At 59.4% G+C, this 13,617-nt stretch carries 12 protein-coding genes; 7 read left to right on the top strand and 5 right to left on the bottom strand.

Features of this window, described 5'->3' with window-relative positions; translation table 11 throughout:
• Positions 1 to 359: 359 nt before the first annotated feature.
• The 5 genes from NKJ40_RS30900 to NKJ40_RS30880 all read right to left on the bottom strand — a co-directional run bounded on the left by NKJ40_RS30900 (position 360) and on the right by NKJ40_RS30880 (position 4,036).
• Positions 360 to 557: a hypothetical protein gene (locus NKJ40_RS30900; protein ID WP_023722969.1), complete on the bottom strand. Its 198-nt coding sequence runs from the start codon at positions 555 to 557 to the stop codon at positions 360 to 362.
• An 826-nt stretch (positions 558 to 1,383) separates the two neighbouring features.
• Entirely contained in the window at positions 1,384 to 1,668 is a 285-nt protein-coding gene (locus NKJ40_RS30895) for a PilZ domain-containing protein (protein ID WP_023680838.1), read from the bottom strand.
• 295 nt (positions 1,669 to 1,963) lie between these two features.
• A complete protein-coding gene (locus NKJ40_RS30890; protein WP_352469275.1) occupies positions 1,964 to 2,317 on the bottom strand; it encodes a TadE/TadG family type IV pilus assembly protein in 354 nt (117 codons plus the stop codon).
• 40 nt (positions 2,318 to 2,357) lie between these two features.
• Positions 2,358 to 2,798, bottom strand: a complete 441-nt coding sequence (locus NKJ40_RS30885) for a TadE/TadG family type IV pilus assembly protein (protein WP_031195389.1) — start codon at positions 2,796 to 2,798, stop codon at positions 2,358 to 2,360.
• A 5-nt stretch (positions 2,799 to 2,803) separates the two neighbouring features.
• Positions 2,804 to 4,036, bottom strand: a complete 1,233-nt coding sequence (locus tag NKJ40_RS30880; RefSeq protein ID WP_352469276.1) for a pilus assembly protein TadG-related protein — start codon at positions 4,034 to 4,036, stop codon at positions 2,804 to 2,806.
• A 470-nt stretch (positions 4,037 to 4,506) separates the two neighbouring features.
• Between NKJ40_RS30880 and NKJ40_RS30875 the strand changes: the two genes are divergently transcribed.
• The 7 genes from NKJ40_RS30875 to NKJ40_RS30845 are packed head-to-tail and all read left to right on the top strand — an operon-like array spanning position 4,507 to position 13,171.
• Positions 4,507 to 6,405 carry a methyl-accepting chemotaxis protein gene (locus NKJ40_RS30875; RefSeq protein WP_352469274.1) on the top strand — a complete coding sequence of 633 codons (1,899 nt, stop codon included), beginning with the start codon at positions 4,507 to 4,509 and terminating at the stop codon, positions 6,403 to 6,405.
• Positions 6,406 to 6,412: 7 nt separating this feature from the next.
• On the top strand, positions 6,413 to 6,877 hold the full coding sequence (locus NKJ40_RS30870) for a chemotaxis protein CheW (RefSeq protein ID WP_352469273.1): 465 nt from the start codon (positions 6,413 to 6,415) through the stop codon (positions 6,875 to 6,877).
• Positions 6,874 to 8,127, top strand: a complete 1,254-nt coding sequence (locus NKJ40_RS30865; protein ID WP_352469272.1) for a CheR family methyltransferase — start codon at positions 6,874 to 6,876, stop codon at positions 8,125 to 8,127. The genes NKJ40_RS30870 and NKJ40_RS30865 overlap by 4 nt, the downstream gene beginning before the upstream one ends.
• A complete protein-coding gene (locus NKJ40_RS30860) occupies positions 8,124 to 8,843 on the top strand; it encodes a chemotaxis protein CheW (RefSeq protein WP_352469271.1) in 720 nt (239 codons plus the stop codon). The genes NKJ40_RS30865 and NKJ40_RS30860 overlap by 4 nt, the downstream gene beginning before the upstream one ends.
• The gene (locus NKJ40_RS30855) at positions 8,840 to 11,119 is read left to right on the top strand and encodes a hybrid sensor histidine kinase/response regulator (protein WP_352469270.1); all 2,280 of its coding nucleotides are present in this window, start codon (positions 8,840 to 8,842) and stop codon (positions 11,117 to 11,119) included. Before NKJ40_RS30860 ends, NKJ40_RS30855 begins: the two co-directional genes overlap by 4 nt.
• A gap of 22 nt (positions 11,120 to 11,141) precedes the next feature.
• Positions 11,142 to 12,164 carry a chemotaxis response regulator protein-glutamate methylesterase gene (locus tag NKJ40_RS30850; RefSeq protein WP_352469269.1) on the top strand — a complete coding sequence of 341 codons (1,023 nt, stop codon included), beginning with the start codon at positions 11,142 to 11,144 and terminating at the stop codon, positions 12,162 to 12,164.
• Between the two features lie 11 nt (positions 12,165 to 12,175).
• Positions 12,176 to 13,171 (top strand): diguanylate cyclase, encoded by a 996-nt coding sequence (locus NKJ40_RS30845; RefSeq protein WP_352469268.1) that lies wholly within the window; start codon positions 12,176 to 12,178, stop codon positions 13,169 to 13,171.
• Positions 13,172 to 13,617: the final 446 nt, after the last annotated feature.

Here is a 13,617-nt window from a genome sequence, read left to right as displayed (position 1 = left end):
CCCCCCCCCCCCCCCCCCCCCCCCCCCGCCCCCGGCCCCCCCCCGCCCCCCCCGCCCCCCCCCCCACCCCCCCCCCCCCCGCGCCCGGCCGGCCCGCGGGGGGGCGCCCGCTCGCCCGCCCCCCCCGCGTAGGTTGGGGGGGGGGGGGCCCCCCCCCCCCCACGTCTTCCTTCTGTTGGCGCCGCGCGCGCGATGGCATTTCGAGGCAGTGGAGCGCATGCCCGATGACAGGTTCCTCGCGAGCACCAGGCCGCGCACCATGAGCTGCGCTCGCCGTCTGTCGACCTGGTTGCCGCCGTGCTTGAGCGCGAGTGGTGCCGGTGGCCTGAAGGTCGCGACGAATCAACCGCCGGCCCAGTTCAACCCGCGCGACGTCCTTCAAAGCTCGGGGGATCGATCTTCACCAAGCGGTCTGCGGCCTCGACCGCAGTTCGTATCCTGCTGCACAGCGCAAGATTTTCGGCCAGCATTTCTTCAGTGCGTTGAAGTGCGAGCTCGGTCCGGTGGATGCGCTGCCTGGCATTGGCAACTTCCGATGTCAAAAGATCGGCCGCCATCCCGTGGCCGTGGGGTTCCATAGTGTCCATGGGTTTCTAATACATGGGGGGCGATATCGTTCCATGATGTCGGGCGAAACGGCGGGCCGCAGAAAAGCGCGATGGGCCGAATGACCAATGCGCTCCCTGTCAAAACAGCGGACGCTGAGGAAGATCACAAGGGAAGCACTAAGGCGCAACTCAACCTCAAAGCGAACGGTCCGTTTTTTTGGAACTTTGTGGGCTGGTCGACAAATTGCACGACGTTCCCTGATATGACAGGCACTCTGACCCTGTCGTTCCCAGTCAGGCGAATGTCGCTGTCGTCTCGACGGACCAAAACCATCACCTTTCGGACCGATCACGTGACGATTCGCGACGGCATGAAAAGATGGACGGCGGCACCCGCTAGCGGGTGCCTTGTCGGTGCTGCAGGCCGCAGGCCGAAGCAAGGGGGAGGCCGGTTTTCTGCTTGTGGGGGAACAGCGCCTTTTATTACCCCTGCCCAATACCGAGCAGGTGCGCGACCAACGCAGGCGTGATGAATGCGAGCAGTTCCACACGAGCAGACCGACCCCACCAGCGCCGCATCCTCGCGACGACTCGGACCGTCTCGAAATGCACGGGCACTGTTTAAACCATCAGGACGGTGGAGAGGGCGAGAGCAGTAGCTATTCTGAAATCTCCAACGATGGTCGGCAAACCGATAATGGAAGCGAGCAGTCAGTCGGCGCCAGAATGGTTGTCGGCCACCTAAGTCGAAGAAATTCTGGAGGAGGAACAAGGTGTCCAAAGGACGGGGTCAATCACCGCCCAGCATACGGCTACGAGGTGTGGTTCAGGGGATTTAGCCGTAGTGCCAGTGCGGCTTTGGCTCGGTGCCGGTGAACATGACGCCGATGCGGTCTTCGCGACGCCAACGAACCACCGCCTTGTAGGCGATGCCGTCGGTCGGCACATAGAGCAGGAATTCGTCGGGGACGCGAGCGTCGATCGAGGCCTTCAGTTCGGCGCCGCCGGCATGCATGTTGCGCACCGTGCACGTGACCTCGGAATGGGTCATGCCGGTCAGGATTGTTGCGCCCTTGAAGACGCGCTGCCTGCGTTGGCGCCTCTGTTCGTCTTCAGCCATTTCGCCTAATTCCCGGCGTCTGTCGCTTCGTGTAGTTTTTGGTCTGCCAGATAATTGAGCTTGGCTGATGAACATAGCGTTATCGTCAGAGGCGGCGTGACATGCGGGATCGGTTGTGGAAGTACGTTTCAGGAGCATGCCGGCCTCCTACCAAAGGGCTTGCCAAGGCCGCCGGCGACCCCACAATGGGTCAAGCCGGGGATCAAAGCCCGCGTGAAGCACCTTGCGGCAAGGAAGAGCTTCGCTGCAGGTTTTTTGATGGAGAACTAGCTGCGGCGTCCGACTAGAATGAGCCTTATGTTCCAATCAACGGAACCGTGACGGTTGTCGCATAATTAATCGGATACCGGTCGAAATACGGGAATTCAATCACGAACGCATATTTGGCGGTCAGATGGGCCATTCGAAAGCCGCCGCTGGGGGCGTCGATTGCTATTGTTATGTTGACATCGCTTAATCCCAAACTCAGCAATTTTGCCGTGGCTATCGCTTTTATCTCGGCTTCGGTCAGCGAGTTCTTCATTTGCAGCGCTCGTGAGGACGTTTCCAGAGTATAGCGAACACTCGACATGGCATTCAGAGCCCAGCCGAATGCGAAGATGCCGATCAAAAGCATTATCAGAATAGGCGCGATCAGCGCGAACTCCAATGCGGCTCCGCCTGATACCCCACGTATGAAGGCTCCCGCTTTAGCGGACACGAATCACCTGTTTGTGGCTGATCCCGCGCGAGAGGGAAAAATCGCCAAAACTGAAGGGCGGGAACCAGGTGGCTGTCGCCTGGATTTCGACGAAAACCGCGGGAGCTTTCAAACTGTCGCACAGGACAGATGGATCGACCACGGTGATCCCGCACATATATTTCCGGCTCAGCGTCACCTGCGCGTCATCGGGATGATTTTCCCAGCTCGAAAGGGCGACGGCTTGGGTAGCCGCGTCGTCGGCCGCGCCTTGCATCACGAGGTTCGCCGCCGTTTTGACGCCTGCACGCATCGACAACGCGCTTGATACGAAAGACCAGCCGTTAATAACGCCAAGAAGTACCAGGCAAAGGATCGGCACAATCAGCGCAAACTCTACCGCAGCAACACCCGAATCGCTCCGGAACATCCGGACGGATCGCCGTTCCACGAAGATTACTCCACAAGCCGAACGGATTGCGTCGCCGGAATGTCGCGCATTCCGAGGCTCGTGCAATCCTGGCTGATGCTCGTGTTGCCGGACCACTGCAAGGTACCGGCGACGACCTGCGTGCAACCACCTTTGCCAGAGAAATTGCCCAGAAAATTGACATCCTGGGTTGGAAAATACAAAGCGCCGGTCAAAAGCGAGTCCGCCGTGCCATTGAACGTGTTCGATCCCGCCAGGTTGCCTCTGTTGCCGTAAAACAGCACACCGGAATACGTGCCCGACGTCGGTGCGCTAAGCTTGACGGTGGCGTTGCCGTTCATGCTGACGCTCGATGTGCCGGCCAGATAGATGATGACTCCGTCGCCGGAAATATTGGCGTTCGCGTTCGCCTTGAAATCACCGCCTTGAATGACGTACACGCCGGGCGCGAGCGCAACATTGCCGCTCAAGCTCAGCCCGCTGCAGTATGTCCCGGGGTTCAGGGTCGACAATTTCGAGTTTTGACAGGGGGTTGTGGCTGGTGGCGCCAGCAGGTCGGCAAAGGGATCACCAGCGGGTAAGGCCTGGGTTATCGGGCTGGCGCAAACAGTCGTCACGGGGTTGTTCAACGAAACACCGCCGGCCGATATCAGGCAGTCGGCCTGAAGGTTTGCCGATCCCTGAAGCTTGATCGCATCGGCGGCAATGGAATTGGACATGACGGAGCAGCCCGTCATTTTTATGGTCGAACTGCCGGAAAACAGCGCCGCTCTCGGGGCGGAACGATTGAGCGACAAAGCGCAGGCCTTTGAGGCGTCAGTGATAAAAGCCACCGCTCTTGCCCGTGCGCCGATCGCGTTTTGCGTGAATATCGATGTGAAAAACCGATCGAGGGTCTGATGAACGATGACCTCGACGGCCTTTTGGGCGACATTCGGGCCAGAGGACGGGGGAGTGAAGATTTCGATTGTGCCTGTTGACGGGTCCCAGCCGTTCGTCGTCGCTGACAGTGTCGCGGCGGCGACTATCGTTGGCTTGTCAGATCCCGAAACCTTTTCCAAAGCGCCAGCATAGGCTGCCGCATCCGCCACCGCCTGTAATTTCAGGCTGCTAAAGTACCAGTAGGAGGTCTCGATACCGAGACCCGCTGCGCCGACGACAATCGGCAAAGATAGGGCAAAAATAGTAGCAACGTTGCCGCTCGTCCCGACGCCTCGTCGCAAACACCGAACCAACCGCCTCGATATGGGGCGCCCCATTTCCATGGGGTATTTAACGAAAGATGGATGAAGGAATGGCTAAGAATTGCGCTCCATTTGATATATCCGCTCCTTGGCGCGGCCGGCACAAGTTCCCGCGGCCGCACTCGGCGAGCACGCTGCTGGTCGCTGGCCCTCTCTTCAACCGGCGGCGCCAGTCGCGTATCGGGTTAGCGTTTCCAGTCTCGATGATTGACTTTGCGAGTGTTTCGCCCTCGTGGGTAGGCTAACGGCCATAGCCGCGACAAATGAAATCAGATTTGCGCCAGCGCAAAGCGTGCACGGCAAGCAGGCCTCACCTGCACGCGCTCCACTTTGACAACCCTAGGCGCCAATTGCACGGCGCTTCCAGGAGTTCCACCTCGAGCTATGTGCGCTCTCGCGCGAAACAGCGCGCCCCCTTGCCAGGCCTTCGAAGCAATCCGTCGCTGAGAACACGCGCGACTCACGAGCGTTTCAATGGAGGGGAGTTGGTTGCCACGCTCGATGTGGGAGATACTTTCCAGTTGCGGCCGATGCGATCGACCATTGGTTTGGACGCGTACATGCCGTTCGCAGGCGGCTTGTGGGCGCGACGTGAACGGAAAAGAAACGTTTCCAATATTAGATTCCGCGATTCGAATGAATCTCGCCTGTTCTGCATAGTCGCAACGCGGTGCTGGGCTAGTCGTGCCAACAAATCAATTAGCGCCCTGGCGGAACTGAGCCCGATGAACAGCTTGACGATACGCCGCCGCATACTCGCCAGTTTCGCGGCCGTTCTGGTTGTCATGTCGGTTATGGCCATCATTACATACGTTTGGTTTCTCCAGACGGAGCAAGAAGCGACCAGCGTGGAAAAGGAAACTCTTCCGGACCTCTATCACAGCACCCAGATCATGATGGGACAGATGGATGCCCATAGTCTTCTCCAGGAATATGCTCTTCAGGACAATCCTGCCGACAAGCGGGCTTTCGAGACTACCATCAAGGCGAACCGCGACGCCCTGCAACGGTCGATGGACGAGTATGAAGAGACCATTGAGTCCGATTTGGACAAGCAGAACTACGCTGTCGTCAAGGACCTCGCCGATCAATTCCGCCAAGCCGAAGCCGCCGTACTGGATGCCAGTCGTGCCGCGTTGGCGAAGGGAGAGATCCCCAACGAGCGCCCGGCCATCAAGAACAATGTGGAGCCGATCTTTCGGAAATTGCAATCGGCTCTGCAAGCCATGGTCGAGGACCATAGAGGAGAGGCAAACAGCTCGACCCAAAAGATAGGTTCGATCGTCCGCACAGCGAAGTTGGGCCTGATTGCCGGGTTCCTCGTAGCACTCGGTTTGGCCCTTTTGTGCGGCTATCTTCTATTCCGTGCCGTTAGTGTCCCGCTTGGCCGATTGGTCGATCTCGTCCGTGTAATGCGCCTGGGCGACTTCAGCGGGCGCCTCGATTTGAAGCGCAAGGACGAGTTTGACACGCTGGCTGAGGGCTTCAACACCATGGCCGATGATCTCACCACGCTGATAGGCCAGGTTCAGAAATCCAGCATTCAAGTCAACACATCGATAACCGAGGTGGCCGCCACCTCAAAGGAACAGCAGGCAACCGCAAATGAGATCGCGGCCACTACGACCGAAATCCGAGCGACCGCGAAGGAAATCTCGGCAACCTCCAATGAGCTCGTACGAACGATGAGCGAAGTTTCTGCGGTCGCCGAGCAAACCGCCACGCTCGCCACCGGCGGACAAGCAGGGCTGGCACGCATGGAGGCAACCATGCAGCACGTCATGGAAGCCGCCACCGCGATTAATTCCAAACTTGCGATCCTGAGCGAGAAGGCCGGCAATATCAATCAGGTGGTGACCACGATCACCAAGGTTGCCGACCAGACCAACCTTCTTTCGCTAAACGCCGCAATCGAGGCTGAAAAGGCGGGCCAATATGGGCGAGGCTTTGCGGTCGTGGCAACGGAGATCCGGCGGCTTGCCGACCAAACCGCCGTCTCGACATACGACATCGAGCAGATGGTCAAGGAAATTCAATCCGCCGTCGCAGCCGGCGTCATGGGCATGGACAAATTCTCCGAGGAGGTCCGACGTGGCATGCAAGATGTGCAGCAGGTCGGCGGCCAACTCTACGAGATTATTCAGCAGGTCCAGGGCTTGGTGCCACGCTTCGAAGTCGCCAATGAAGGAATGCAGGCCCAGGCAACGGGCGCAGCGCAGATCAGTGAGACGCTGATACAATTGAGCGAAGCCGCTCAGCAAACGGTTGAATCCCTCCAGCAATCCACGCTCGCGATCGACGAACTCAATCAGGTTTCGGGCGGGTTACGCAGCAGCATTTCCCGTTTCAAACTGCGGGCGCTGCGAGAGGTGCCTGCGAGCTAGGACGACTATGCTATTCCTCGGGTTCTGTATAGGTAGCGACCGGTATGTGCTGGACATGGAGCAGGTTGAAGAGATCCTGCCTTACATCGGCGTGAGAACGCTGCCGGGCGCGCCGAACGGCGTGGTAGGCCTAATCAACTGCCGGGGCTTACCCGTTCCCATGATCGATCTCAGCCTGCTTGCGCTTGGCCGCCCCTCGGCGCTGGTGCTGAGCACACGAATCGTTCTGATACGCTATCCAACCAAGGATGGTGAGAACCACCTGCTTGCGCTTGTTGCTGAACGAGCGACCGATATGCTCGAGCGGGATCCTTCTGACTTCGCGCCGTCCGGGATGGAGGCGGGAACTCCGCCCTACTTGGGCCCCGTGGCGTCCGACGATAGAGGACTTGTCCAGTGGGTCAGGGCCGAAGCGCTGCTATCGGACGACATTCGCGAAACGCTGTTCCGTCAGGTCGCGATGAGTTCATGATGTTTGGTGCGGTCGAACAGCTACTGAGGGAAAAGATTGGACTGGACAGCGGCACTGTCGGTCTGTCGGTGATCCGTCACGCGCTCCGGGAGCGGATGTCAGCCTGCCAGATCAGCGGGCTTCAAGATTATTGGCAATTGCTGGCTGGCTCCCCATCCGAGCTCCAGGAACTGATCAACGCGGTTGTCGTACCGGAGACATGGTTCTTCCGAGATCGTGAAGCTTTCACTGCAATGACGCGTCATGCACGGGCGCGCATGCGGCCGGGTCAACCCATAATGCTCTTGAGCCTACCATGTTCGACAGGCGAAGAGCCCTATTCGATGGCGATGGCCATGTTCGATGCTGGTTTCGGAGCACAGGATTTCAAGATTGACGCTGTCGACGTGAGCACGGGCAATCTCGCGGCCGCGGAGCGCGCGGTCTACGGGCGCAACTCATTTCGCGGCGATTTTCTCGAATTCAGAGGGCGCTATCTCGAAGCGGCCGAAGGCGGACTACGGCCTGAGGTGCGGGTCCTGAAGCAAGTCCGGTTCAGGCTTGGCAACCTGTTTGATCCTGCGGCCTCGTATGGGCCGGCACCGTACGACATTATTTTTTGCCGCAACCTGCTGATCTATTTCAACCGAAACCTGCAAGATCGCGCGCTGGTTTGTCTGAAGACCCTCCTCGCGCCAGATGGCCTGCTGCTCGTCGGTCCAGCGGAATCAGGCCTTCCGATTCTGCACGGCTTTGCTTCAGCGCGATTACCCATGGCATTTGCGTTCACGAACGTGGAGCCGGCCAAGGCGCCCCGGACGGTTGCCCCCTCCAAGTCGCGCTTCGGTCCGGCCACCCCTGCTCCTATCTCTGACGTCAGCAAAGTGCTGAGCCCGATCCGGCCGGCCTCCAGCAATGCAGCGAAAGTGGAGCGCTCCGTCCACCCGTCTGAGCGGGCGGCCCAAAGCCTCGCTTCTGTAGAACGCACCGCCAATGCCGGACGAGTTGCGGAAGCAAAGGAACTCGCGCTGACGCATCTCGGGGAATACGGTCCCTCGCCGGAAATCTTCTATCTGCTCGGGCTAGCTCAGGATGCAGAAGATGCGCGTTCCGAGGCGATCCAGAACTATCGCAAGGCCCTCTATCTCGAACCCCGCCATCAAGAAGCCCTCGCGCATCTTGCGCTGCTGCTTCGCAAGCAGGGTGACATCACCGGTGCCGAGGCACTCACCGGGCGGCTCGGTCGGATTGGGAAAAGGAGCGGCACTTGACGTCAGCTGAGCCCGGTAGCGCATCATCGGTGCCGGACATCGCCATCGGCGACTGCTGGCGGCAAATAGGCGTTCGTGGTGACAGATCGTGCCCTGAACTGGAGCAGCATCTCCACTGCCGGAACTGCCCGACCTATAAGGAAATCGCACGGAACCTCCTGAACCGTCCGCTGCCGCCCGGCTATCGGGACGAGTGGGCCCGACATTTTGCCCAGGCAAGGACCGATGAAGCAGTTGGGAATGCCGAGGGCAGTGCATTTCAGACGGTCGTTGTCTTTCGTCTCGGCGAGGAATGGCTGGCGCTTCCGGTTGGCTGCTTCCAAGAAGTGGCCGAGCTGCGTAGCATTCATTCGCTGCCACACCGCAGGAACAGTGCGGTTCTCGGCATCGTCAATGTTCGAGGCGAATTGCTGGTTTGCGTTTCGTTGGCCAAACTGCTCGGAGTAGACGACCGCAAAACGCGGGTACAGGACACGCGGACCAAGGCATTTCCGCGTCTTATCGTCGTCGGCAACAGCGACAAGCGCGTTGCTTTTGCTGTGGACGAAATGCACGGCATTTATCGATTCAAACAGAGCGACCGGCTTGCCGTGCCTGCTACCGTTGGCAAGGCGTCCTCGACCATGACGGCAGCCATGGTCTCGTGGCGAAGGGGCGCGGTCGGTTGTCTGGACGAGGCGCTGCTGCTGGCCATGCTCGATCGAGCTATCGCATGAGCGGCGCGGACTACAGCCAATTTTCGATGCTCGACCTCTTTCGGGCCGAATTGGAGACGCAGTCGCAGGCCCTGACGTCCGGTCTGCTAGCGCTCGAACGCGATCCCGTGTCCGCCCAGAGTCTCGACGCTTGCATGCGGGCTGCCCATTCGCTGAAGGGGGCGGCCCGGATCGTCGATCTGACGCCGGCGGTGGAAGTTGCGCACGCGATGGAAGAGTGCCTGGTCGCCGCACAGCGGGGGCGTCTCAGCCTGAGTCGCGAGCACATCGATACACTTTTGAAAGGCGTCGATCTCCTCGGATCCATAGCGAGTGAGCCTGCCTCGGCCGATGAGAGCGCCAAACTGGAAATAGCCGGTTTTCTGCTGGCGCTTGAGCAGGCATCCTCCCCATCGACAGCATCAGAGACGGAGCTCGCCGGCTCAAATGCTGCCCCGCAGGAGGCGCCGTGGGCCTCTTCGGCGAAGGAAACGAGCGTCCTCGCTCGATCGGAACCACTTCTTCAACCTTATGGCGGCGTCGGTTCCGACCGTATGGTGCGGGTAACGGCCGATAGTCTAAACCGCTTACTAGGGCTTGCCGGTGAGTCCCTGATGGAGGCTCGTCGCCTCAGGCCGTTTACGGGCGGCCTACTTCGACTGAAACGGATTCAGTCGGATCTGGCCATTGCCTTCGACGTGCTAGGCGACGCACTGGCCGAGATTCCTAAGGACGATCGGGCGGTGCAAGCACTGGCAGAGGCGCTGCAAAAACTTCGGCTGAGCCAGACGTTCCTCGCAGAGCGCCTTGACGAATTGGACTCGATTGACCGCAGAGCCACTGACCTTGCGAACCGACTCTATGACGAAACGCTGGCGAGTCGCATGCGCCCGTTCGAGGATGGCGTCCGGCACTATTCGAGGACGGTGCGCGACCTTGGCCGAACCTTGGGGAAGAACGTGCGGTTAGACATCGTCGGGGGCTCAACTGGCATCGATCGCGACATCCTGGACCAACTCGAGGCACCACTCGGCCATCTCCTCCGCAATGCTGTCGACCATGGGCTCGAAACGACCGACGAACGTATAGCAGCCGGCAAATCTGAAGAAGGTGTCATCAGGCTCGAAGCACGGCACAATGCGGGCCTGCTGCAGATAATCGTCGCGGACGACGGAAGGGGAATCGATCTGAACAAGCTGCGCGAGACGATCGTGGCGCGCGGCCTGACGACAGAGGAGACCGTCGGCAGACTTGCCGAAGCGGAATTGCTCGAATTTCTGTTTCTGCCAGGCTTTTCGATGAAAGCGACGGTTAGCAACATCTCCGGACGCGGCGTGGGGCTCGATGCCGTACAGGCGATGACCAAGCAGGTCCGAGGCCTCGCAACCGTCTCCTCAGAGTTCGGCTTCGGAACCCGATTTCAACTACAGCTGCCGTTGACCTTGTCGGTGCTCCGCACGCTGCTCGTCGACATTGACGGAGAGCCATACGCCTTCCCGCTCGCAGGCATCGCCAGCACGATAAAGTTGCCGCGCACGCGCATCGAACTGCTCGAAGGCCGGCCGCATTTCCGCTTCGAGGATCGACAGATCGGACTAGTCACCGCGCACGAGGTTCTTGACCGCGCTGAGCCGCAAGCAGACGCCGATGAACTTTCAGTCGTTCTGATTAATGGTGATCACGGTGAAACCCACGGGTTGATTGTCGACCGCTTCCTGGGCGAGCGCGAGTTGGTGGTCCGGCCGCTAGATCCTCGCTTTGCCAAGGTCAAGGACATCAGCGCGGCGGCGTTGATGGAAGATGGTTCGCCCGTGCTTATCGTTGATGTCGACGATCTGATCCGATCAGTAGACAAGCTCGCGTCATCCGGCGGCCTACGCACCTTGCGGCGTGGGACTACCAGCCCCGATCTTAGGCGGCGCAAGCGCGTTCTGGTGGTTGACGATTCTTTGACGGTACGTGAGCTCGAACGCAAGCTGCTGGACAATAACGGCTATGAGGTCGAGGTGGCGATTGATGGTATGGATGGATGGAACGCCATACGGTCTGAACCATTCGATCTTGTTATCACCGATGTTGATATGCCGCGCATGGACGGCATCGAACTGGTGACCTTGATGAAGAAGGACAGCCGGCTCGGGAACACCCCGATCATGATCGTGTCGTACAAAGATCGCGAAGACGATCGCAGGCGAGGTCTGGACGCCGGCGCGGACTACTACCTGACTAAAGGGAGTTTCCACGACGAGACACTGCTCCATGCAGTCGTCGACCTGATCGGCCAGGCGACAGAATGAGGCGCAGCGTGTGTATCCATCAATGAGGATCGCTATCGTCAACGATATGCCTCTTGCGGTCGAGCTTCTGCGGCGATTGGTTGTATCAACCCCGGAACATCAGGTGGCCTGGATCGCCGTTAACGGGCGTGAGGCAGTAGAGGCCTGCCAACGAGACCTCCCGGACCTGATCCTCATGGACCTGGTGATGCCGGAAATGGATGGCGTCGAGGCTACGCGCAGGATCATGGCGAAGACGCCATGCCTGATTCTGCTGGTCACGGCGAGCATTGAGGCCAACATTCCTGGTGTCTATGAAGCAATGGGGTATGGCGCGCTTGACGCGGTCGACATCCCCTCGATCGGCTCTGACGGCCCGGGGTCCGGACGGTCCGCACAGCTTCTCATCAAGAAGATAACGACGATCAGCAAACTCGTACGTGACGCGCCGTCTTCAAATTGGGGCACACGGACATTGCCCCCGTCTGTGTCATCGGCACAGCACCTTATTGCCATCGGCGCGTCTGCGGGCGGGCCCGCAGCTGTTGCCGCGATCCTCGGCGCATTTCCGAGCAATTTCACGGCCGCAATAGTTCTCGTACAGCATCTCGATGCGCAGTTCGTACCCGGTTTTGCAAACTGGCTCGGCCAGCATGCGGCACTTCCAATCCGTCCGGCACGCGAAGGAGATGAGCCCGAGGCCGGCACCGTTCTAATTGCGGCCACGGCTGATCATCTCGTCTTCAAGTCAGCCCACAAGCTCGGCTATACCCCGAAGCCGCACGACAACGTCTACCGTCCCTCCGTAGATGTATTCCTTGAGAGCGCCGCGCAGTGGTGGCCGGGTGTCGTGATCGGTGTCTTGCTCACGGGCATGGGTAGAGATGGTGCCCAAGGGCTCAAGCTGCTACGCGACAAAGGGCATTTGACAATCGCTCAAGACAGCGCGTCGAGTGCGGTCTATGGGATGCCCAAAGCCGCCGCTGCCATCGGTGCCGCTGTCGAGATCCTACCGCTTGACTCAATCGCCCCGCGCCTAATCGAGGCGTGCGGCCCATCTTGCTGAAAGGTTATTCTATGACGGGCAAATCCAATCTCGTCTCACCCCTGGCAGACAATTACTCGTCAATGGTTCTGCTGGTGGACGACCAGATAATGATCTGTGAAGCGGTCCGGCGCGCGCTCGCAAACCAGCCGGACATAGATTTCCACTTCTGCACCGATCCGCTCAAAGCGACTACAGTTGCCGACGAAGTGAAGCCAACGGTCATCCTGCAGGATCTTGTCATGCCGGGCGTTGATGGGCTGGACTTGGTACGGCAATACCGAAAGAATTCCTCGACGCATTCTGTCCCCGTCATCGTGCTGTCAAGTAAAGAAGATCCGGCCATCAAGGGCGAGGCATTCGAGGCCGGAGCGAACGACTATTTGGTCAAACTGCCGGACCGTATCGAGTTGGTCGCTCGTGTCCGTTATCACTCCCGGGCCTATCTTGACCACGTTCAGCGAGAGGAGGCATACAGGGCCCTGCGAGAAAGCCAGCGGCAATTAATGCGCGCGAATCTCGAGCTGGAACGTCTCACACGGATTGACGGTCTCACAGGTCTGGGAAACCGGCGCTACTTCGATGAATATCTCGCGGCGGAATGGAAGCGCGCGGTCCGCACGAAGAGCCCGCTGTCGTTGTTTATGATCGATGCCGATCACTTCAAGCGCTACAACGACACCTATGGCCACATGGCAGGCGACGAGGTGCTGAAGCAGGTCGCCAGTGTAATCCAAAGCAGTTGCAACCGCTCGACCGATCTCGCGGCGCGCTACGGCGGCGAAGAGTTCGTCGTGGTGGTGGTCGATATTTTGCAGGCGCAGTCGGGCGCTATGGCCGAGCGGCTCGTGCAGAGCGTGCGAGCCTTGAGCATTCCACACGGTTCTGAGCGGGTGACAATCAGCGTCGGTGCTGCAACCATGGTGCCTGATGAGAACCACACGCCAAATGACCTCATCAAGGCGGCCGATCTGGCGCTCTTCCGCGCCAAGTCGGAAGGACGGGACCGTGTCGTGTATTACGACTAAACGTAAGGGTGCTTTACGGACGGGCTTACAGCTCGTGCAGTTTAAAGGCTTGGTGATCGCCGAACGGGACCCCTCGATTGTCAACCGGGCAAGCGAAACAGTTCAAAGTCAGTTCCATTTCTGGATAACTGCTGTTCCGCGGACCGGAACCTCAAACACGAGTTCGTTTTCGACGGCTACGCCTCCGACGCTTATGCGCCTGGTCCAGTCTAATCTAGGACATCCTCGCCCCTTTTGGCGCGAAATAGACTTGCGCAACGCGCCCGCCCGGATACGCCCACCGATCTCCTTGCGTGAAGGTGATCCTCACGTCAGGGTATCGGACGCCGCAGCCGATGCGGGAGGCTGGTGTGCGTGTTTCGGTAAGTCCCGGACGCCGATTTCACTAAGTCCCGGACAGTGATTTCAGTAAGTCGCGGACAGCATTTCCGCTAAGTCCCGGACAG

It is taken from the genome of Mesorhizobium sp. M0119 (assembly GCF_040322615.1).
GTDB lineage: Bacteria > Pseudomonadota > Alphaproteobacteria > Rhizobiales > Rhizobiaceae > Mesorhizobium.
Note: the sequence above shows the minus strand (reverse complement) of the source record. Positions and strands in the feature narration are given on the sequence as shown.